Consider the following 21,748-nt stretch of genomic DNA (forward strand, 5'->3'; position numbering starts at 1 on the left):
TTTCGCTAGCGCTTCTTGGGCACGATCAGCCGGCCCTCGTTGATGTTGACCGCGTCGCCGATCAGCACGATCGACGCGCCTTTGCCGTTGCCGACGGTCACGCCCTTCTCGTCGATCTGGATGTACGCGCCGCCCGGGGCCTCCAGCAGGATTCCCGTGCCACCCGGAACGTCGGACATCACCAGCTTGTGCCTGCCGGGCGTCTGGATGACGACGGGCTGCGAGGCGGGCAGCTCGGCGCTCGCATGGGGCGGCAGCTCGGAGGCGTGTCCGTACCAACTCCCCGTCCAGATCGGGAAGCTGGGGTCCCCCTGCTCGAACTCCACCCACACACCGGCCCCGATCTCCGGGACGACGTACTGCCCCGCCTGCCGCCCGGTGAAGGGCAGGCACGGCAGCGCCCAGGTGGATGCCTCGTGACCCAGCACGTCCGGTACCTCGGCGGTGATCCGGCCGAGCCGGAGCGGGTCCTTGTTGTCGACCACCCGGCCCCGGAACTTGCCGAGGAAGCGGTTGTTCGGTGCCGCCATACGAAGTTCTCCTGGTCTGGTCTCTTACGGGCGGACGGTCCCGCTGCGGGCGACCAGGCCCTCGCGGGAGAGCGTGAAGTTCTGCTGGTACGAACCGGGCCGGAGGTTGTGCGTGACGGACTTGACGTAGTAGTCGCCGTCGTACGTGACACCGGAGCCGCGGACCCCCACCAACTCCCTCGGCCGCAGCACGTATCCATGCCGGACGACGTCCAGCGACCCCGACCCGGAGATCGCGTCGGCGGAGGTCGCCGCCCTGGCGAGGGCCTCAGCCTCGGCCTGCCCGAGCTCCTTCTTCGCCGTACCGGCCAGCGTCCTGCGCTTGAGCGCGGGCGTCGCCAGCTTGCCGAGCGGGGGCCGCAGCGGGCTGATGTCCGGCTGCGCCAGCAGCAGTACGTCACGGGTGCGCGGATCCTGCACACGGGCCTGCGGTTCTTCCCGGGCCGTACCGTCGTAGGCGAACGTGAGCTGGTCGACGGTGGTGTTGCTGTCCATGTTCACGTTGAGCGCGTGCTGGCGCTGCCCGAGCCGCTGCTCGGGACCCCAGTAGGCGACGGAACGCTCGGGCGCCGGCCCCGGCTCCAGGTAGAAGGTGTATCCGTTCGCCCGCGCGAGCTCGTTGAGGTAGTGCAGATCGGTGCCGGTCTGGTATTCGACCCGCAGCTGCTCGCGGGGCGGCTGCTGTATCTGCTCGCGGATGATGTGGGCGTCGATCCCGTAGCTCCTGTACCGGGCGAGGATCCGCTCGACCCGCTGGGAGGGCGCGAGGTTGGGATAGCGGTCGGTCCGCTCCTCCAGATCCATCAGGAGAGTCAGGTCCTCGCCGGTGACGGTGAGCGTGGACTGTCCGGGCTGATTGCTGGCCCCCACCTCCTGGCGGACGATCAGCCCGTCCAGGAGCACCGTCGTCGTCCCCTTGACGGAGATCGTGACGATCACCCGGGTCTTCGGGTCGAAGAACCCTTCCGGCAGCAGCCGCTTGCCGATCAGCCCCTTCTTGGTCAGATCGAAGGCGAGCTGGAAGCCGCTGCGCTCCCCGGCGGTGCTCGTGATCTGGGCGGACAGCAGCGCTTCGGTCACCTCGGCCGGCACGGTCCGGGTGAGGTGCGGTCCCATGCGCAGCGTGAGATGGACGGGCCCCGCCCCGATGGGCTCATCAGCCATGGAGGCCACCGCCGCCCGGCAGCGGTATCCGGATCTCCCGCCCCGGCTCGGCCGTCAGCTCCGCGGGGTCGAGTACGGCGTTGGCGTCCGCGATCTGCCACCACTGGCCGGGGTCACCGAAATAGCGCTGCCCGAGGTGGTCGGGTCGTTCGCCGCTGTTGACGGTGTGCGGTGCGGTGTCGTCGTCGCCCGGCAGCGGCGGAAGTAACCGCCGTTTGGTGTACCGCACCTCGGTCCCGTCGGCCTGGGTGTGCACCCCGATCTCGGCGTCGTGGTACCGGCTGGTCCGCGGATACGGGTGCGATCCGGGGATCGCGTCCAGTGCGCTCTCGTACGGTTCGATCACTTTCCTCAGAGCCCCCGTCCCAGTCCCAGTGCGCCCGGCCGCCCGCCCAGCGCGGCGGCGGCCAGCCGCTCCTTCTGTGCCAGATGCGCGAGATAGAGATCGGCCCCCCGGTGCCCGGCCGGCAGGTCACTGACGCTGAGCACCTTCATGCCGATGCCGAGGCTCGCCCTGATCGGATTCAGATGGACGTCGAACGCCGACTCGTTGATGGACAGCTCCGTGAGCCGTACGGGCATGACGCGCTTGCTCCCCCAGGTGAACAGCGTCAGCGGCACCTCGATCGGGGTGATCTCGATCGTGCCCTGCTTGGTGCGCCGGGAGGCCTCACGCAGCTGCGCGGTCGTCGGATGCACCAGCATCTCCAGCGTGGCGAGCTGCGGATGGATCCCGTCGGGCGCGGCCACCTCGAACTGATCGGTCGCGTCGATCTCGGCGGTGAACTTCCACGTCTCCTGCGCGGGCCCCTTGAGCCTGAGCGCCTCGTTCCTGTCCCCGCTCCCGGACCCGCCCCCACCGGCATCACCGGACCCTCCGGCGGCCTGGGGCGCGAGGGAGCGTTCCAGGGTGTCCGGGTTGAACTGGAGGACGATGATGCGCTGGGGGGTGCCGCGGTCGGGGTCGACGACGACGATGCCGGAGCGGATGGGTTTGGGTATGTCGGCGTAGCGGGTCATGAAGCCTTCCTAAGATCCATCGTCCTGCAGCAACTCCCGAACTTCTGTTGCCGGATACGGAGCGTCCTCCGGCCAGGAAGCCAGCCGCTCCTCGACAAGAGACCGGTACGTCGTCATGTCGTGAAAGGCCAGTGCATGAGTGGCTGTCACCTGTAGTGCGACATCGTCCGACGCAGTGATTTCGGCGATTTCGTACAGCAGGCGCGGGTCCTTTCCCCGTGCCAGCGCCTCCAGCGCCTCCAGCCGTTCGTCGAGGTCGCGATCCTCGTCGCGAACCATCCGGGCAATGCGGTCGATCAAATCGGCAGAGGGGGAATCCGACCAACGGAAGATGCGACCGGCGGCTTGCAGGGCTGCTGATTCGGTATCGAAGTCCGATGCGCTGTCCAGGGCGTTGGCGACGAGGCCCGCATCCTGATCTCCGGCCTCATTGGCCAGGACGATGAGAGCGCTCGCGTGCTCCGCTCCCGGGAAATCTCCGTGGATTTCGTCATGTGGCCCTGGGGGGTGCCTCAGCAGATCGCGGGCGCGTTCCACGACCTCGCCACGATGCGTTGTGTACGGCTGCGCCTGCCCGTGCCGACTCCGCGACGTCGCGTAATGATAGTGATCCAGCGCTATTCCGATGGCCGCGCTCTGTTCGCTGCGCAGGAGGACGAGGAACGCCTCCAACCGCTTCGCGGCGCTCGACGGATCCATCAGCTCTTCCCTGGCGGCCTCCAGTTCCCTGTCGGTCAGACGGGTTGTCTTCCAGTGGTAGCTGTTGAACTTCGGCACATGTCTTCCCGGTGGCATCGGATTCTATCGATGGGACTTGAGGAGTTTGATGGCAGCCTTGGGGACTGCTCCCTTGATGAGGACTTCCTGTGTCCTCACGACATCGCGGAGCGCCTGTTGTCTGATACGCGAGTTCGGGGCACCGAGGTTCCATTCATTCTGTCCTCCAGCCCGAGTCAGGTCGTAGATGTTGCTCGGTGACACGTAGGAAAGGTCGATGGTGATCGTGCCGTGGTAAGCGAATCCATCTCCCTCGCCGAATAGATCACCGTCGGGGTTGGTGATGTCTCCGCTCTGCACCTTTGTGGTCGATATGAACGGTGAATCAGTCGCGCCGGCTACGTGCAGCCATACGGCAACGTTACCGTCCGGGTCTCGCGGGTTTATGCCCTGCCGGTTCCAGGTCTTGAGGTCGTCTGCCGACATGTTCCGGGTGACCTTCCGGGGGACCTTGTTGCCCAGCTTGTCCCGGACGTACTCATTGCCGTTCAGGTCGGCGATGACGAGTTGCTCGTTCCGCTCTCCTGTGGGCGCGTAATAGTTCTGCCGCTGGAACCTGCCAACCGCCGGCATGGCCGCACCGGGGTGGTTCAGCAGAAGACTCGATGAATCCGGGGACTCATCCAGCCAGTTGAAGTGCTTGTCATTTATTCCCAGACGCGGATTCCTGCGTGCGAGTCTGGCGCAGAGTTGCTTGACCTCCGACAGCTCGGCATCCTCGGCGAGTCCGTCAAGCTCCTTGATGACGAGCCGTCTGAACTCTGCCACATTTGGGTCGTCCTTCTCCGGCCGCTTGTCCTTCTTCTGGTTGCGGGACGGGAACCGGTTCTCCGTGTCGAACGCCTCGAAGGTGGCAACGGTGTAGCCCTCCTCGTCCTCATCCCATTCGAACGGAGCGACCGTCTGGGACGGGTTCAGCGTGGCGATGATGCGAGGATCGGAAGTTCCCGATGTCGAGAGCGCCGTGAGCCGGTGCCAGGCCCGCAGAGTCCGCAGGAGTCCGTGATAGACAGGGCCACGGATTCCCCGCTTCAGCAGAGGGAACAAGGTACGGCGCAGCCTCGCGACGATCCTGCGGAGCCGGTCCAGCTTCGATGCCTCGGAGTTCTCCTTTCTGCGCCGATCGTCGCGCCGCCGGCGCTTCTGCTCCTGCCGCTTCCTCTCCTGCTCCCGCAGCAGATCCCGCCTGCGCCGGTACGCGTCCCGCATCCTGCGGTCGTTGTTGTCCAGGTCCCGACGCCGCCTGTTGTCGCGGTCGTTGTTGCGGTCCAGGTCGCGCCGGGCGCGGCGGTTGCGGTCCTGGGCCGTCTTCACCGTGTGCTTCGCGCGGGTGTCCGCCCGGCGTTCCGGGGAGGGATCGCGCCGGCGCGGGGTCGGCTTCGTGCCCTCCGTCTCGCGGCGCGGGCGGGCCCCGTCCTGGTCGTTGGTGCGGCGGTCGTCCGGCCTGCGGGTGTCCGGGCGGGGGGCCGGGGTGTCGCGCCGGGGGGCGGGGCGGGCGGGCCTCGTCGGGCGCGGGGGGCGGGGCGGGCGCTTCGGGCGCTTCGGGTTCTTGAGTTCGTCGTTGGCCTGCTTCGTCCTGTCCCGGGCCTGGTCGGCCTCCTTCTTCTTGTCCGGCCGGTTCTTGGGGTCCGTGGCCTGCGGCTTGTCCGGGGGGTTCGGCCGCGTCGGGTCCTTGGGGGCGCCGGGCGCGTTCGGGGTGTTCGGGGTGCCCGGCTTGTCGGGGTCCTTGGTGCCGGGCTTCTTGAGGTTCGCCGCCACCCCGCGCAGCCGGTCGCCGACCTTCTTCACGTACTTGCCGACGCCGCTGAGCAGCGCCTCGTACGCCAGCTCCAGCAGCGCCACCACCCCGGACGCCACAGCCTTGGCGAAGAGCACGCCGGCGTTGCCGCCCTTGACGGCCTTCAGGTAGTCCATGAACGCGCCGAAGGCCTTGAGGATCTCGCTCAGCGCGCCCCACGCGGACTTCAGCGCGTCGATGACGGCCATGACCCATCCCGCGCCCGGGATCAGCTTGGCGATGATCTTCGTGACCACGACCTCGCCGATGATGATCGGGAGTTGGGGAAGCGCCGCGTCCCACGCCTCCTTCGCCATCTGCTCCTTGCTGACCCCTCCGTTCAGCAGGGCGTCGAAGATCTGCTTGGGGAGGCCGAGGACCTCCTGGATCTTCTCGTTGAACCAGTTCTTGACCGCCGAGGTGACCTCGCGGAACAGATGGTTCTTGGCGCCGTCCTCCGCCGAGGCCTTGGCGCCGCTGAGCCAGGCGCCGGGGTCCATGATGATGTCGGCCGCGATCATCGCCCACTCGCCCAGCGCGTTGAGCAGCCCCAGGGCGAAGTCCATGATGGCCTTGACGGCGCTCATCACGGCCTGGACCGCCAGGCGCAGGGCCTCCCTGAGGACGTTGAGGATGTCGCTGAGGATCTTGGCGATCCTGTTGAGCAGATCGGTGATCATCCGCTTGAGCTCGGCCGCGATCCGGTTGACCAGGGCGATCGCCGCGTCGCGGATACGGATGATGAGGTTGCGGATGCGGGTCGCGATCTTCAGGATCTCGTTGAGCAGGTCCTTGGCCAGCTGGATCAGGGCCTCGGTGAACTGCTTGAACTTCTCGACGATGAACTCGCGCGCCTTGTTGATCAGGCCGAGCACCGTGCCCTTGAAGTCGGTGATCAGCTGTACGACGGCCTGTCGGGCCATCCGGAAGAATCCGATGATCTTGTTCTTGAGCTCGATGAGCTTGTCGCGGATCCAGTCGAACGCGTTGGAGAGCCAGCTTCCGGAGTTGTTCTTGGCCGTGTTCTGTTCTGTCTGAGCGTTCTGCTCCGCGGTCCTGGACTTTGTCTGGATGCCCTCCTCGTCGCTCTTCCGGCGCGTCTCGACCTGCTCGTCGGTCACCTTCTCCTTGTCCGCCACCTCCTGACGGAGCTTCAGGATCTTGTCGGACTTCTTGGTGCCGAGGCCGTTCAGCTCCGTGTCCTGCTCGGTCCGCCACTCCTGGCGCTGCCGGGCCACCTCGGTCTTCGTCTTCTGGCGCTCCGTGGCCTGCGTCCTGGTGTTGGCGTCGATCTCGGTCCGGACCTGCTCCTTGTGCCGCTGCCGCGACGCCTGGGTGTCCCGGTCCTTGACCTGCCGCTTGGTGGCCATGGTCTTCTGGCCGTCGCTGTACGCGGCCTTCAGCTGGGGGCCGCGCTCGTGCTCGGCCACCTCGGACACGGCCTCCGGGGGTATCCGCCCTGCGGCAGCGGCAGGGCCCCCGGTGTCGCCGCCCTGTCCCTGTGCGCCCGGTACCTTCGACGTGAGGGTCTCCTGCGGCACATCGGGGTAGACCTGGTCCTCACCCAGGGGGCGCCCGGCGTCCGCCTGCCCCTGCGCGTGCAGCTGCCGGCCCTTGTTGTCGACCTCCGTGCCCTGCTCGTCGGCCCGCCCGCCGGTCTCGCCCTCCATGCCCACGCCCGGCGCCATGCCCACGGAGGCCTTGGCGAGCATCTCGTCCTCGGTCGGCAGGTCGAGAATCCACCGGACCACGGCCTGGGAGTCGATGACGTCCTCGTCGGCACCGAGGAAGCTCCCAACGGCGTTGATCCCCTTCACGATGAGCTGGGCACCACCCGCCAGCAGCCCTTCGAGCGTGCTCGGCTCCTCGATGTCCATCCCCGGAATCTCGCCCTCCGGGGTCTTGTCACCGCCGACCTTCGCCTCTTCCTGCTCCGGAGAGTCGACCTCGGCGGCCGGATCACCGGAGTACTCGCCCGGGGCGGACGTCGTCGGCGCGCCGTGCAGGGTCTGCGGTGCACCCGCCGGCCGTTCCATGGTGGGCGGCGCGCTCCGCAGCGCCTGGTGTTCCTGGCCCACGCTCCGGTCGACCGCGCCGTTCACCCCGCCCAGTGCCTCAAGGGCCCGGTGCGGCTTCAGCGTTGCGGCCGTACCCAGCCCGGCCTCCGGCGACGCCTGCGACAGGTCCGGCGCGCCGGGTGCCGACGTGGCCTTCGACGGCGCCGCGGCGCGTGCGCCGCCACCTCCGCCCCCGCCGCCCGAGGCGTGACGGGTACCTCCACCGCCGCCCTTGGTACGGGGCGCGGGGCCGGACGAACGGGAGCGGCGGGGTGCGGCGGCCCTGGCCGGGGCCGGGTCAGGGGACGGCGCCTGGTCCTGCGCCGGAGACGGGGCCGGGGCCGGGGCCGGGGCCTGGTCCTGCGCCGGGGTTCGGTCCGGGGCCGGAGCGGAGTCCGGTGAACCGCCCGTGGCGGGAGGCTCGTTGCCTCCCGCCGTACCGGGTGCTCGGCTGTCCGGAGCCGGGGTCCCTTCACGTCCGGCCGCACCGGTGTCACCCGTGGTCGAGGGGGCAGCGGCCGGCGCGGCCTGCGCGGCGGGCGGACCGGACGCCGGCGAACTCCCGCCGGCCGCCGCGGCCCGGTCCGTCTGCTGCCGCTCGGCGACGGGCTCGGGGGCCGCTTCCGGAGGTTCCTGGGCCCGCTCCGGCTCGGCCTGCTTGTCCTCCGCGCCTGCCTCCGGCTTCGGCCCGCTCTCGGCGAGGACGGTGGCCTCCGGCGTCCCGGAGCGACGCGCATCGGGATCCGGACCGGCCTCCTGGTCGAGCGGCTTCGTTTCCCGCAGCAGCTTCGCCCCCCGGTCCGCCGCCCGGGGAGGGGCGCCGGCCGTGTCCGTCGCACCGTCGGCGGAGGCCGCGGATGACGCGAACTCCTCGCCGTCCGTGCCGGACCTTTCCTCCGCGTCCTCCTCCTCACGCTGGGCCTGGACCTTCTCGGCCTTGGTGGGCGGAGGCTGGGGGAAGGACGGCGCCTGCTGAGGCGCACTCGACCCCGGAGTGATCCGCTCCGCGGTCGGTACGCCGGAGACGTCCGGGTCCGACGCGGGTACGAAGTCCTCCGGCGCCAGCTCGACGTCCCAGGCGCTGTCCTCGGGCTCGGTCTCCTCCTCGCGAAGAGCACCGAGCTCGCCCTCCACGCTCGTCTCCAGGCTGAACGGGGCCTCGTCCGCGGCCTCCTCGTCCTGAAGGCGCTTGCCGTCCAGAGTGCTCCTGGCGCCCTGGTCGGCGGTCTTCAGCAGCGCCCCGGGCTCGACCCCGGCGCTCTTCCTGTCACCGTTCTCACGCTTGTCCGCCTTGGGCGGCTGCTGTCCGGTGACCGGGGGTGGCTCCGCCTCGACCGCTGCCGGAGCCTCCTTGGACTCCTTCGTCTCCTTGGACTCCTTCCCGCCGGCCGGCTCACTGCTGCCCTTCTCCTGCCCGTTCCGGGATGCGGCACCGCTCCCGGAGGCCGTCGCCGTGCCGGTCCTCGGCTCCTGCCGGGGCCGGGGGGACGTCGGGGCGGGGGCCGGGGCCCCACCGCCGCCGGACTCCGGAGCAGGAGCCTGTTCACCTTCCTGGGACTCGTCCCGGGGCGGCTTCTCCTCGCGCTCGCGGTCCTCGGAGCCGTCCGCCCGATCCCGATCCCGATCGCGTTCCGTTTCGAGCAGTTCGATGACGTCGGGGAGCGCCTCCGGAGCCGCCAACGTGTCCTGACCGTGGAGCCCGGATTCCTCGGTCTCCTCGACCAGCTCGATCAGACGCTCGTGCTCCGAGCTGAGCAGCCGGAGTTCGAGCCGATCCAGGACAGCGTCCTGCATCTCCTCGGAAAATCGGGCCAGTTGTGTGCGTACGCGCTTGGAGCGGTCCTGCGGGTCGCCGCGCAGGGAGCGCAGCACGCCGTTCGCCAGCCGGTCGAGCAGGGTTGCCGGGTCCATCTCCTCCAGGCGCCTGCGGTCGGCGTCCACGGTCGCGTACCGCAGCCACCCGGGCGTCGCCCGGCCGGGCTCGATGTCGGTAGCGGCCTCTCCCTTCCGTACGAGATCCTGCGCCGCCGACTCCGCCTCGAGCTCCACCGCCTGCTGCGGCAGGCTCACCGCGCCCAGATCGCGGCCCGCGCGCAGCGCGCCCAGACCGTCCGGGTTCTGGACCGTGTGCAACAGCTCGTGCGCGAGCAGCCGTTGGCCGTCCGTCGTGCCCGGCCGGTACGCGCCCTCGCGGAAGAAGATGTCCTGGCCGACCGCGACCGCGTCCGCGCCCAGCATCTCGGTGAGCGCGTCCGCGTCCCGGTCGGTGTGCAGCCGTACCCGGCCGAGGTCGTGCCCGAGCTGTTCCTCCAGCTCACGCCGTACGCTCAGATCCAGTGGCTGACCGGCGCCGCTGACGATGTTCTTGGGCTCCGGAGTACGGGACGCGGCCCGCTCCTTGCGCTTGCGGCGCCGCTCGGCGGCCTGTGCCGACCGGGAGTCCCGCGCGGGGGACGGCGTACTCATCGCACCTCACCCCGCCCCGAGAGTCCCGCGTGCACCGCGCGCGCCAGCGCCTCGCCGAGCCGCCCCGGCGAGGTCGTCGCGGGCAGCGGTGGCAGCCCCGACAGCGCGTCCAGGGCCCGGCCGCCGTCGGCGGCCAGGGGTACGCCCCGCTCGCGTACGAGCCGGGCCAGCTCGGCCTGGAATGCGGCCGACACCCGGTCCGGGTCGAGGCGTTCGAAACCGTCGAGCACCAGCTCGCCGATGTCGACGCGTACGGCACTCTCCGTATCCGTGGAGGGCGTCTCGTGCAGATCGTTCAGACCCATCCGTGGACCTCCGACGGTGTCAAGGAGCGGTCCAGCTTGAGGTATTCGGTACGGGCCGCCTCCAGCATGTGCCGCATCTGGAGGCGGTCGCCCTCCTCCGCCGCGAGGAAGGCGCCCGACAGCGCGATGTTGCGGATCGAGCCGCCCGCCACCGTCAGCCGCGCCAGCAGCTCCGGATCGATGCCCTTCATCGGCGCCCGCGCGGGGAGCACGCGCCGCCAGATCTCGGCGCGCTCGCTCTCGCCGGGGAAGGGGAAGTCGACGACGAAGCGGATCCGGCGCATGAACGCGGTGTCCAGGGCCTGCTTCATGTTGGTGGTCAGGATCGCGAGACCCCGGTACGCCTCCATCCGCATCAGCAGATAGCTGACCTCGAGGTTCGCGTAACGGTCATGGCTGTCCTTGACCTCGCTGCGCTTGCCGAAGAGCGCGTCGGCCTCGTCGAACAGCAGCAGCGCGCCGCCGCGTTCGGCGGCGTCGAACACCTTGCGCAGGTTCTTCTCGGTCTCGCCGATGTACTTGCTGACCACCTGCGACAGATCGATGACGAACAGGTCCAGCCCCAGCTCCCGCGCCATCACCTCGGCGGCGAGCGTCTTGCCGGTGCCGGAGCCGCCCGCGAACAGGGCGGTGACGCCGAGGCCGCGGCGCAGCGTCGCCGCGAAGCCCCACTCCTGGTAGACGGTCGGACGCTGCCGTACATGCGCGACGATCTCACGCAGGATCTTCAACTGTCGGTCCGCCAGCACCAGATCGTCCCACGACGCCTGCGGCTCGATCCGCCGGCCCAGCTCGTCCATCCCCATGCGGGCCTCGGCGAGCCCGGCCCTCCAGGCGAGTCCGGTGGCGTCCGGACCGTCCTCGCCCGGCAGGTCCCGTACGACGGTCGCGCCCGCCGAGCGGATCAGATGAGGCGGCAGCGAGAACTGGGAGACCAGGTCACGGAGGTCCTCGTCGGACACCTCCGGTACGTCCTCGAACGCGGCGGCCCACAGGCCCAGTTGCTCCTCGGTGTCGAGGGCCGGGACGGTGACCCGCTCGCCGCGCGACCGCGCGGTCTGCCGTGGGTCGGGGGAGGATACGACGAGGGGTACGGCGGCGCTCTCGACGAACGCGTCCGCGGCGGCGGCCTGGTCGCGCTCCAGGTCCCCGACCTCCACCAGCAGCGCCGCGGGGAGCAGGATCGCCTCGCGCTGCCAGAGCCGGGCGAGGCGGTCGCGCTCGGCGGGGTCGGTGGGGATGTCGTCGGCGGCCATCGCGTACAGCCCGAGGCCGGAACGGGCCGCGGCCGCCGCGGCGATGTCGGCGCGGGAGCGCTGATCCCCGCCGACCAGCTCGACCCGGAGCGGCGCGTGCCGCCCGGCGCCCGCCCAGCCCGCCGCGACTTGGCTCGCGGCCAGGTCGTACGAGGGCGGCAGGGACTCCGGCACCTCCGTACGCCGCAGCAGCCCGTGCAGCCGGGCGTCCAGATACGGCGAGCCGGCGAGGAAATGCAGGATCCGCTCGTCGAGCCGCACCCGTGACGTGGTCAGCCGGGTCTCGTCGTCGAGTTCGACCAGCCGCCAGCGGCGCAGCGGGGCGACGGGCGTCAGCGCGCTCCAGTGCGGTTCCGTCAGTGCGGCGAGTGCGAGGGAGAAGCTGGGATGGTCCCGCTGCCCGTCCCCGCTCGCCGCGGCGCACCGGCTGCCGGTGCTGGGATCCATTTCCGCGGCGGCGGTGAGCAGCACGACGTCCCGCTCGAAGGGAGTGAGCCCGAAGCACGCGACGAGCGCGTCGAGCGCCGCCGGCCCGGCGCCCGGGACCACGTCGGCGGCCGCCGTGCTCGCGGTGAGCTGTTTTTGCCCACCGGCGGGCGAGGCCGTCTCCGAAGCGTGGCCGCCTTCCGCGGGCGCGTCGGCGGTGGGATGCTCCCGTTCGCCGTCGGGCGCGCCGCCGGTTCCGTGTCCGGCGTCCGGCCGGGAAGCGTCCGCGCGCGCCGCCGCTCCCGGCCGGGAGGCCCGTGCCGCGTGTGCGTCGATGCGCGCGAGGACCGACCGGATCGCCTCGGTCAGCGCCCGGCCGTCCGCGCCGGGACGCGCGCCCGTGATCCGGCCGTCCGTCGCCGCGTTCGGCCCCATGCCGTCATCCGCCCCCGTGTCGCGCACCGTGTCTCAGCGCTCCTCGCCGTCCGGGCCCTGTTCCGTGGCCTTGCGGGCACGGGCGGGCGTGGAGCGCTTGGCAGCGGCACGCTTCCTCGCCGGAGCTGGAGCTGGAGCTGGAGCTGGAGCTGGAGCTGGAGCCGGAGCCGGGTCGGGGGGAGTCGCAGGCTCCTCCTGCGCGCTCGCCGGAGCCCGCCCGCCCGGCGGCACCGGCGCGCCCGGTGCCCCGAACGGCAGCACCCGCACCGTCCGCGTCCGCACCGGTTCCGCCGGGACCGGCCGTTCGCGGCCCTCGATCAGGACCAGCGAGGCCTGGTACGCCACCGAGAGGGCGTACGGCGTCTGGTGCAGCATCCCCCACAGCTTGGACGTCTCGTCGATGTCCATCACCGTCGGTGTGAACCGCACCTTCTGCGCCGACTCGGCCAGGTCGCTGCCCGCGAGATACGGCCGCTCCGCCGCGAGCTCGATCAACTCCTTCGGCAGCACGGGGATCTCGTGCAGCGTACGCACCACGCACCCGATCAGCCGCTGGCCGACCAGCTCCGACTCCTCCCCGTACGCGCTGATCAGATAGTGCAGATCCAGCGGCGCCGCCGGACGCTTGACCAGCGTGCCGTCCGAGGCACGGGTGGGCAGGTCGGTGGAGCGCATCGAGGCGTTCGGGGTGATCTGGTAGAGGAAGACGTAGATGGTCGGTTCGGACGGTGGCTCGGCCGGCGGTCTGCGGGTCTCCACCTTCACCGCGATGTCCGTCTCCGGTCCCAGGTTGCTCTCGATGAGCAGGGCCAGAGCCTGGGTGACCGTCGCGACGGCAAGTGCGTTGCTCATGACCTCGATACCTCAGTCCCTCTTCTCGCCGCGCGCCAGGTAGTCGTCCAGGGTCAGCGCGGGTGCGCGCCGCACCGTCCGGTCGGGCCGGTCGGTGCGCCCCGCGCCCGGCGGTGGAGCCGCGCTCACTTCGAGCCGGCCGATCTGTACGTGCACGACGCGCTCGGCGGGCCGGGGCGCACGCCGGCCGAGCCCGCCGCGCGCCGCGCCACGCGCTGGCGTGGTGTCGGCGCCGCGCGGCCGAACCGGCCCGGCCGCCTGGCCGGGGGACGCCTGGCCGGTGGCGCGCGGCGGGGCGTCCCCGGGCCCTTGCCGGGGTACGTCACCGACCGCCGGCGAAGCCGGACCGGCGGCCGTACGAGGGCTGTCGAAGGCCGCCACCGGGTGGGGCGGCCGCGCAGCCGCGTGTGCGGCGGGCCTGAGCAGCGGGGCCGCGACCGCCGGCGGGGCGGGCCGCTCGGGCTCGCCCGGCCGCGCCGCCGCGTCGGTCCTCACGACGGTGTGCCGGTCCGTCCGCACCTCCCGTTCATGGCGCACCAGCTCCGCGGGGCCCGAGGCAGGCCCCCGCGTCGCGGTCGGAACCAGGGCTGCGGGCTCGTCGGGTTCGGGCGCGGCGGTCCGCAGCGCCTCGATCCGCTCGAACGGACCGGGCAGCCGCGGCCGCACCCGCCGTACGGTCGGGGCAGGGGCCGCGTCCGCCGGTGCGGCGTATCGGGCGAGCAGCCGGTCGAAGTGGTCAGGCATCCGCGCACAGCTCCAGGTAGTAACGACGCCGCAGCGGGCTGAGCGCCAGGATCTCCGGCTCGCTCCACCCGTAGGCGGTGGCGAGCAGATGGACGTCGAGCATCAAGTCCCGCGCCCAGTTGTCCAGTTCGGTCCACAGGTAGGAGGTGATGTCCAGCTCGGCCGGGGTGGCCTCACCGCACTCGGGGCACGCCACGTCGAGCGTCACATCGGCCGCCGGGTCGGCCTCCTCGGCCGCTTCGGCGAGCCGCCGCTGGACCGGCTCGGGCAGGAGGGCGGGCAGCCGTTCCGACGCGACCGCCACCCCGCCCCGTACCGCCGACACCGCGCAGCGCGCCAGCAGCAGACGGCGCGCCTCGTCCGGGTCGGCGGCCGCGCCGGCCGCCGCGAGGTCGGCGACCGTGGGCAGCCGGAACTCGACCACCCACTCGCCCTCCTCCACGCGCAGCGGCCCACGCGTACCGCCGCGCCGCTCACCGAGCAGCTTCGCGTCGAGGTCGAACTCCATCGCCTCGCCGCAGGACCCGCAGTCGACACGCACCTGCATGCGCTCGCCGAACAGCGCCCGGCGCAGCGCGAACAGGTCCGTCTCCCGCTCCCCGACCGGCACCGCGAGCAACTCGTCGGTGCCGGCCCCCGGGCGGGCCACCCGGTGCAGCAGCAGTGACCGTCCCGCGTCGTGCTGGGAGAGCCCGGCCTCCCAGGTGGCCAGCAGCTCGGCGGGCCCCGTCGGCGTCATCCGTCAGCCTTCCGGTACGCGGACAGCCCTCTAGGGCCTGTCCGGCGGATCATGCTGGGCTCGCGACGCCCTGCGACTCCGTCTCTCCCCCTAGGCCTGTCGGCCTGGGAGGTACCCCCAGCGTTGTCGTCAGTCGGCATGTCCTTCGTAGCCCTTCGGGCACGGGAGGTACCCCCACCGCCATGACTCCTTCCTCCGCCTTGGATCCGAAGCCGCATGACTCCCCCTGGGCCCTGGGGGCCCGGGAGGTGCCCCCAGCTCGCTGATCCAGGCTGATCCGCCGGACAGGCCCTAAGCCGGGTGGGTGAACGAGGGCTCGACCGGTTCCTCCACCTCGTAGTCCCGTTCCCAGCCCTCGCATTCGAGCTTGACGCTCTGGATGGCGACGGCGTTCGCGTTGGCGTCCAGCTCGCCGAGCACCTGGTACTCGCTGACCCAGGCCCGGTACAGCTTGTGCGAGACGGCCACCTGCCCGGCCTCGTTGAGGACCTGGATGATGATGTCCTTGCGGAAGTCCCGCAGCGAGACCTCCGAGCCGAGCCCGGCGCCCACCTGCCAGACCTTGTTGGCCCAGCGGTCGAACTCCGGGTCGTGGGTGACGCCGCGTTCGAGCGTGACACCTTCGAATTCCGAGCGGCCGGGCGATTTGCGCGGCGAACTCGGGTCGCCGCCGTGGCGGTGCTTGACCACCTCGGTCGTGCGCTTGAGCGGACTGATCTTGCTGATGCCCGCGACCGTTCGACCGTCCCACAGGACCAGGAACTTGAAGTTCTTGTAGGGGTCGAAGCGATGGGCATTGATCCGGAACTCAGCCATCGGATTCCTTCGTGTTCCTTCTTCTTCGGTCCTTGGTTACGAGAGGTCGAACTGTCCGGCGACCTGCTGAATCTTGACGATCACGAACTCCGCGGGCCTGACCGGCGCGATTCCGATCACGACATTGACCACACCGCGCTCGATGTCGGCGTCGGTGGTGGTGTCCTTGTCGCATTTGACGAAGTACGCCTCGCGCGGCGTGCCGCCCTTGAACGCCCCCTGCCGGAAAAGATCGTTGAGATACGCCGACGCCTTCAGCCGGATCTGCTGCCAGAGCTGCTCGTCGTTGGGCTCGAAGACCACCCACTGCAGCCCGCGGTAGAGGCTCTCCTCCACATGGAGGGCGAGCCGGCGCACCGGCAGGTACTTCCACTCGCTGTCCAGCGCGTCCGCGCCGGCGAGCGTGCGGGCGCCCCACACCAGCGGGCCGACCACCGGGAAGGTGCGCAGGCAGTTCAGGCCCAGCGGGTTCAGCAGTCCGTTCTCCCGGTCGGTGAGCCTGACCGTCAGCGAGCGCACACCGGCCAGCCGCGCCTCGGTCCCGGCCGGGGCCTTCCACACCCCGCGCTCACCGTCCGTACGGGCGATGACGCCCGCGATCGCGCCCGAGGGCGGGAAGGCGCGGAGCCGGCCCGTGAGCGGGTCGGTGAGCTGCACCTGCGGGAAGTACAGTGCCGCGTGATCGCTGCGTACGGGGTCGAACGCGCCGATCCCCGCCCGGGCGGCGTCCACGCTGCCCCACGTCGACGGTGCGTCGGCGAGCAGGAAGATCCGCCGCTCCCGGCACAGCTGCTCGGCCGCGGACAGCACGGTGACCATGTCGTCGGCCGACTCGTAGGCCGAAAGTTCCGGCAGTGTCAGCAGGTTGACGTCGTCGACGTCGCGCAGCGCCTGTACGCCCGTCTTGCGGGCCTCGCTGCCGATGAGGTCGCGCGGTCCCGGCGGGTCGCCGTCCTTGCCGCCCTTGAGCGGGAAGACCGGCGGGTTGACCGAGGCCTCAAGACCCAGGTCGTTGGCGCACTCGCCGACGAAGCGCACCACGTCGTCGGGGTCGGTGGACCCCGCGACGACCTGGAGCCGCCTGCCGAAGGCCGTCACCTCGGCGCCCGCGAAGGCGTGCTTGCCCGGGGCGTCGGGCAGTGCGCGCAGCTTGCGCTCCAGCAGCAGGGCGAGCTCGGTGACATCGCACGGCGGCTCGCCGTCGTGGTCGGGTTCGTAGAGCGTGAACTCCCGCTCCACATCGCCGATCTTCACCTTCAGCTCGACGGTCAGATCGGGCAGCTCGGCCGCGAAGGGCTTGGAGACCGTGCCGGACGGGTCGGGCCGGTCCTCGTCCAGGGCCTTGACCCGGATCAGGGAGGAGCCCGCGTTCACGACGGTCTCCACGAAGCGGCCGTGACCGGCGTTCATCGACAGACCGGTGAAGGACTCACGGGCCCCGCCGCGCGCGTCGAGGACGTGGAGGTTGAACGTACTGTCCGGCGTCGGTGTGTCGTGGTCGACGGCCACCCGCAGCCCCGAGCCCCAGACACCGGGCTCCTTGGCGTGCACCTCGAGCACCGGGCACTCGCTGTGCCCCTCGGTGGACTCCAGCGTGACGCACGCTTCCTCGCCGGTGCCGGCCTTGGCCACGCGGACGATCACCGCGACCGTGCCGCCGTTGCCGAAGAACTGGTGCACCGCGTAGCTGACGGCGCTGCGGGAGGTGAGCCCGCCGAAGCGGCGCTCGAAGTCCGCGAAGCTGGTGATCCGCACCGGCTGGTTGAGCGGACCCCGGCGCGTGTGTCCCACGAACGCGGTCACCGAGGTGGTGACCGCGGCGATGGTACGGACGCTGCTGGGAAGTTCCTCGATATATACGCCGGGATAGCCCATATGCGTCGGCATTCCCCCTCCATTCCCTTCGCGCACCAAGAGATGAGGAGGGGACGTGAAGAGAATGCGCGCAGGCGTCGAAAACACACCCGTACGCTCTTCGGCGTTTCCCCCGTCACACACCCCGTGCGATATCGGTCTCGCAGGGCCGGCAGTATGCGCGTCTGCTTGTGGCGCCTGATGAATGAGTGCCTCAGGGGGAGTCTCGTGTGTCTCCTGACGAATGGTCAAGGCGCGCTTTCGGTCAACCGTCCGTGATTGTCCAGGGGGTTCCATGGACATCATTCGGCATGGTCAGTGAGTTTCCGTAGCCGGAATATGAAGACCAATTCACGAGCGCTTCACAGAAAAATCGTCCCCTGCGTGCCGAACAAGCCGAACGGCAATCTCCTCGGCGCGCCGCCTTGCCCCCGCGGATCCCGCCGAGGAGGCGGCCGAACCGTTCGAGCACCCCCCGCGTGCACTCCGTCACCTCGCGTTGCGATACTTCCAACGCCCGGCTCGGCACGCGACGTTGCCGTGACCCATGACCTGCACCGCTCAGCCCAGGAGGAGCCCCGTGTCCGACCGTGACGCCACCCACGAAGCCGCGGACATACGCGCGCGGATCGACACCAGCAAGCCGCACTCCGCCCGCTTCTGGAACTACTTCGTGGGCGGCAAGGACAACTACGAGGTCGACCGCGAGATCGGTGACCACATCAAGGAGATCTTCCCGGGCCTGGTCGACGTGGCCCGCACCAGCCGCCACTTCCTCGGACGCGCGGTCCGCCACCTGGCCGGCGAGCAGGGCATCCGCCAGTTCCTGGACATCGGCACCGGGCTGCCGACCGCCGACAACACCCACGAGGTCGCGCAGCGCGTGGCACCGGACGCGCGGATCGTGTACGTCGACAACGACCCCCTGGTGCTCGCCCACGCACGGGCGCTGCTCACCAGCACCCCCGAAGGGGAGACCTCGTACATCGACGCCGACCTGTACGAGCCCGAGGCCATCCTGAAGTCCGCGGCGAGCACGCTGGACTTCTCCCGGCCGATCGCCCTGATGATCCTCAACACCCTCGGCCACGTGGCCGATTACGACCGGGCCCGCGAGCTGGTGTCGCGGCTCATGGCCGGTCTGCCGTCCGGCAGTCACCTGGTGATCAGCGACAGCACGGCCACCAGTCCGGGCATGATCGCGGCCTCGGAGGCGTACAACTCCAGCGGAGCGGTGCCGTACTACGTGCGCAGCGTCGAGGAGATCGGCGGTTTCTTCTCCGGTCTGACGCTGGTCGACCCCGGGGTCGTCCAGGTCACGCGGTGGCGCCCGGAGCCCGGCACGTCCCTGGACACCACGACGGCGGTCGACGCCTACTGCGCGGTCGCCCGCAAGCCGTAGCGGGGTCCGGCCCCGCACGATCAGCTGTCGTGCGGGGCCGGCGGCGCGGGCCGCCGGATGACGACCATGGGGTCGACGTCGTCCGTGACCGTACGCTCGTTGATGACGACCTTGGCCACGTCGGCGCGGCTGGGGATGTCGTACATGACGGGCCGCAGGACGTGTTCCAGGATGGCCCGCAGCCCACGCGCCCCCGTGCCGCGCAGGACGGTCCGGGCGACGATGGCCTCAAGTGCCGACTGGCTGAACTCGAGTTCGACATCGTCCATCCGGAACAGCTTCTGGTACTGCTTGACCAGGGCGTTGCGCGGCTCGGTCAGCGTCCTCAGCAGGGCGGCCTCGTCGAGGCTCGACACCCGGGTGATGACCGGCAGCCGGCCGATGAACTCGGGGATCAGGCCGAACCTGATCAGGTCCGCGGGCATGACGCCGGCGAACACGTCGCCCTCGGCGGCCGCGGCCTGCGGGGGGAGCGCGGGACCGAAGCCCATTCCCCGGCCGCCCACGCGGTCGTTGATGATGTGCTCCAGCCCGGCGAACGCGCCGGCCACGATGAACAGCACGTTCGTCGTGTCGAGCTGGACGAACTCCTGGTTCGGGTGCTTGCGGCCGCCGTGCGGCGGCACCGAGGCGACCGATCCCTCCAGGATCTTCAACAGGGCCTGCTGTACGCCCTCACCGGACACGTCGCGCTGCCTCGAAGGGCCCTCGCTCCTGCGGGCGATCTTGTCGATCTCGTCTATGTAGACGATGCCGGTCTCGGCGCGCCGCACGTCGTAGTCGGCGGCCTGGAGGAGCCCCAGCAGGATGTTCTCGACGTCCTCGCCGACGTAACCGGCCTCGGTGAGCGCGGTGGCGTCGGCGATGGCGAACGGCACGTTCAGCAGCTTGGCGAGCGTCTGGGCCAGATACGTCTTGCCGCAGCCGGTGGGCCCCAGCAGCAGGACGTTGGACTTGGCGACCTCGACGGGCACGTCCTCGTCGTCCGCGGCCCGTACGCGCTTGTAGTGGTTGTAGACGGCGACCGCGAGGGACCGCTTGGCCGCGTCCTGGCCGATCACGTACTGATCGAGGAACCGGTGGATCTCCGCCGGCGCCGGCAGCTCGTCGAGCGGGTCCTCGGCGGTCGCGCCCAGCTCCTCGTCGATCAATTCATTGCAGAGCCCGACGCATTCGTCGCAGATGTATACGCCGGCGGGACCGGCGATGAGCCTTCTCACCTGCTTCTGGCTCTTTCCGCAGAAAGAGCACGTCAGTAAGAAGTCGCCGTCACCGATGCGTGCCATGACCCCTGAGCCTTTCGGGTGATTGTGACAGATGATCTCATCATCTGGATGCTACGGTACTTTGGCCGGGGCGACGGCAGTGCCTGGACGAGGAGAACGATGGCTCGGCTCAGCAGGGCGGAGACGCAACAGCGGACCAGGGGCAAGGTCCTGGCCGCCGCCCGGCACGAGTTCGCCGAACGAGGCTTCCGTGCCGCGAAGATCGACGCCATCGCGCAGCGTGCCGAACTCACCCGGGGCGCCGTGTACTCCAACTTCCCGGGCAAGCGGGCTCTCTACTTCGCGGTCCTGGCCGATCTCGCCGCACGTCCTCCTTCGTGGGAGGCGGCGCCGCCACGGCCGGGCCGCACCGACCGCGAGGCGCTCGGCGCGCTCGCCCGTGCGTGGGTCGCCCGGCTCCCGCCCGCCGACGCCGGCCACGACGGCGAGGCGAGGCTCGGCGCGGACCTGATGCCGGAGGTTCTCGCCGACCCGCGGGTGCGGCTGCCGTATCTGCAACTGATGCGCCTGGACGCCCTCCTGGCCGCGCTCGCCCTGGAGCAGCTGCGGCCGCCCGAGGTGCTGCCCGGGGCGCCGCCCCGCCGCCGGGTGCGGCTGGCCGAGACCGTGCTCACCACACTGCACGGCGCGAGCCGGATGGCGGCCGTCGCGCCCGGGTTCGTCGCGCCGTTCGACATCGTCAGCGCGGCCGAACAGCTGGCAGGGCTGCGTATCGACGACTGGTGGTGCCCGCCGGACATCGTCGCGCCGGCGCAGCCCGCCGACGAACGCTGGGCCCCGCCCGCCGCGGTCGACGTGGTGCGCGGCGAGGCCGCGCGGCTGGACGGCGACGGCGTGGTCGCGTTCCTGGGGCTGCACCGGCTCGCCGCGGCCGAACAGCTGGTGCGGGCAGCCGCGCCGGGGGACGCGGTCACGGCGGTCCTGGTCACGGGGGAGCCCGGGGAGCTCGGCCCCTTGGCGCGGCTCGTTCTCGCCGAGCTGTGCGGCTGTCTGCGGGAGGCGTTCCCGCGCTCGGCCTGGCCCCGACTGCAGGTGGTGTGCGACGAGTCGGGGGCCGTCGCCGCGGCCGCCGGGGTCCTGGCGGTGAGCGACGCCACCGAGACCGCCGTGCGCGTCACGGGCGGGCGGATCGTCGCCCGGGCCGACGGCTCCGGGTCCTGCCATGCGATGGCGTCGGACAGCGTGGTCCCCGCGCGTTCACCGCAGCGGTCGCCGCGCCGTCGCCCGTAGCCCATAGCTCCACCGCTCCCACGAGAAACGGACCCGGAAAGGATCCGGGCCCGCTGGCCGGTCGATCGGCCTGGCCGGCTTGTCACTCGGTGCTCAGCGCTCAGTGGCCGCCGCCACCGCCACCGCCGTCACCGCCACCGCCACCGCCGTCACCGTGGCCGCCGCCCCCGCCGCCGTCGTGGCCGCCGCCACCGCCGTCGTGACCGCCACCGCCGTCACGGCCGCCGTTGTCGTGGCCGTTGTCGCCGTCGTGGCCGTTGTCGTAGCCGTTGTCGTAGCCGTTGTCGTGGCCGTAGCCGTAGCCGTCATCGCAGTCGTCGTGGTACCCCCACCCGGAGCCCCAGCCCCAGCCGGAGCAGGAGTAGTCGCCCTTCGAGTAGTCCCCCGCGAGCGCCTGACTGACAGGCATCAGGCCGAGTGCGAGTCCCGCGGCTCCCGCGGCGGCTGCGGCAACGATCCTGCGGCGCATCGTCATGCACCTCCAAGCATTCTTCTAATATTTAACTATTTTGGACATTTCCACCCTCCTCTCCCGTGCGTTCGATGTCAACGTGGACAACGGCCGTCTCAAAGTGGACAACGGCCGTCCCGGAACGTGGAAATGGGCACGGA

17 protein-coding genes are annotated in these 21,748 nt (G+C 70.7%); 2 read left to right on the forward strand and 15 right to left on the reverse strand.

The genetic code is table 11. The features are described 5' to 3' along the window. Positions 1–5: 5 nt before the first annotated feature. From ABT342_RS10945 to ABT342_RS11005, 13 genes are all read right to left on the reverse strand, one after another. Positions 6–530: a phage baseplate assembly protein V gene (locus ABT342_RS10945; RefSeq protein ID WP_351570254.1), complete on the reverse strand. Its 525-nt coding sequence runs from the start codon at positions 528–530 to the stop codon at positions 6–8. 24 nt (positions 531–554) lie between these two features. Further along, positions 555–1,694: a hypothetical protein gene (locus tag ABT342_RS10950; protein WP_351570257.1), complete on the reverse strand. Its 1,140-nt coding sequence runs from the start codon at positions 1,692–1,694 to the stop codon at positions 555–557. Then, complete coding sequence (locus ABT342_RS10955; protein WP_351570260.1) at positions 1,687–2,040, reverse strand: LysM peptidoglycan-binding domain-containing protein; 354 nt, start codon at positions 2,038–2,040, stop codon at positions 1,687–1,689. The genes ABT342_RS10950 and ABT342_RS10955 overlap by 8 nt, the downstream gene beginning before the upstream one ends. 5 nt (positions 2,041–2,045) lie before the next feature. Then, on the reverse strand, positions 2,046–2,714 hold the full coding sequence (locus tag ABT342_RS10960) for a hypothetical protein (RefSeq protein ID WP_351570263.1): 669 nt from the start codon (positions 2,712–2,714) through the stop codon (positions 2,046–2,048). Positions 2,715–2,723: 9 nt separating this feature from the next. After that, positions 2,724–3,491, reverse strand: coding sequence for a HEAT repeat domain-containing protein (locus ABT342_RS10965; protein ID WP_351570266.1), 768 nt, complete (start codon positions 3,489–3,491; stop codon positions 2,724–2,726). Between the two features lie 24 nt (positions 3,492–3,515). Further along, positions 3,516–9,791 (reverse strand): eCIS core domain-containing protein, encoded by a 6,276-nt coding sequence (locus ABT342_RS10970; RefSeq protein ID WP_351570269.1) that lies wholly within the window; start codon positions 9,789–9,791, stop codon positions 3,516–3,518. Next, the gene (locus ABT342_RS10975) at positions 9,788–10,096 is read right to left on the reverse strand and encodes a hypothetical protein (RefSeq protein ID WP_351570272.1); all 309 of its coding nucleotides are present in this window, start codon (positions 10,094–10,096) and stop codon (positions 9,788–9,790) included. The genes ABT342_RS10970 and ABT342_RS10975 overlap by 4 nt, the downstream gene beginning before the upstream one ends. Beyond that, entirely contained in the window at positions 10,087–12,213 is a 2,127-nt protein-coding gene (locus tag ABT342_RS10980; protein ID WP_351570356.1) for an ATP-binding protein, read from the reverse strand. The genes ABT342_RS10975 and ABT342_RS10980 overlap by 10 nt, the downstream gene beginning before the upstream one ends. A gap of 33 nt (positions 12,214–12,246) precedes the next feature. Then, positions 12,247–13,065, reverse strand: a complete 819-nt coding sequence (locus tag ABT342_RS10985; RefSeq protein WP_351570275.1) for a Pvc16 family protein — start codon at positions 13,063–13,065, stop codon at positions 12,247–12,249. A gap of 12 nt (positions 13,066–13,077) precedes the next feature. After that, positions 13,078–13,809 (reverse strand): hypothetical protein, encoded by a 732-nt coding sequence (locus ABT342_RS10990; protein ID WP_351570278.1) that lies wholly within the window; start codon positions 13,807–13,809, stop codon positions 13,078–13,080. After that, positions 13,802–14,548, reverse strand: a complete 747-nt coding sequence (locus tag ABT342_RS10995) for a T4 family baseplate hub assembly chaperone (RefSeq protein ID WP_351570281.1) — start codon at positions 14,546–14,548, stop codon at positions 13,802–13,804. Before ABT342_RS10995 ends, ABT342_RS10990 begins: the two co-directional genes overlap by 8 nt. Before the next feature lie 291 nt (positions 14,549–14,839). Beyond that, a complete protein-coding gene (locus tag ABT342_RS11000) occupies positions 14,840–15,364 on the reverse strand; it encodes a phage tail protein (RefSeq protein ID WP_351570284.1) in 525 nt (174 codons plus the stop codon). 36 nt (positions 15,365–15,400) lie between these two features. Next, positions 15,401–17,251 (reverse strand): phage tail sheath C-terminal domain-containing protein, encoded by a 1,851-nt coding sequence (locus tag ABT342_RS11005; protein ID WP_351570287.1) that lies wholly within the window; start codon positions 17,249–17,251, stop codon positions 15,401–15,403. 514 nt (positions 17,252–17,765) lie between these two features. Between ABT342_RS11005 and ABT342_RS11010 the strand changes: the two genes are divergently transcribed. Further along, on the forward strand, positions 17,766–18,620 hold the full coding sequence (locus tag ABT342_RS11010) for an SAM-dependent methyltransferase (protein WP_502965505.1): 855 nt from the start codon (positions 17,766–17,768) through the stop codon (positions 18,618–18,620). A 20-nt stretch (positions 18,621–18,640) separates the two neighbouring features. Here ABT342_RS11010 and clpX read toward each other — a convergent pair whose 3' ends face one another. Further along, positions 18,641–19,906 (reverse strand): ATP-dependent Clp protease ATP-binding subunit ClpX, encoded by a 1,266-nt coding sequence (clpX, locus tag ABT342_RS11015; protein ID WP_351570293.1) that lies wholly within the window; start codon positions 19,904–19,906, stop codon positions 18,641–18,643. Positions 19,907–20,005: 99 nt separating this feature from the next. Here clpX and ABT342_RS11020 point away from each other — a divergent pair, with 99 nt between their 5' ends. Beyond that, positions 20,006–21,136 (forward strand): TetR family transcriptional regulator, encoded by a 1,131-nt coding sequence (locus ABT342_RS11020; RefSeq protein ID WP_351570296.1) that lies wholly within the window; start codon positions 20,006–20,008, stop codon positions 21,134–21,136. A 100-nt stretch (positions 21,137–21,236) separates the two neighbouring features. Here ABT342_RS11020 and ABT342_RS11025 read toward each other — a convergent pair whose 3' ends face one another. Next, the gene (locus ABT342_RS11025; RefSeq protein ID WP_351570299.1) at positions 21,237–21,605 is read right to left on the reverse strand and encodes a hypothetical protein; all 369 of its coding nucleotides are present in this window, start codon (positions 21,603–21,605) and stop codon (positions 21,237–21,239) included. Between the last annotated feature and the right edge of the window lie 143 nt (positions 21,606–21,748).

It is taken from the genome of Streptomyces sp. NPDC000410 (assembly GCF_040300305.1).
In the GTDB taxonomy this organism is placed as follows: domain Bacteria; phylum Actinomycetota; class Actinomycetes; order Streptomycetales; family Streptomycetaceae; genus Streptomyces.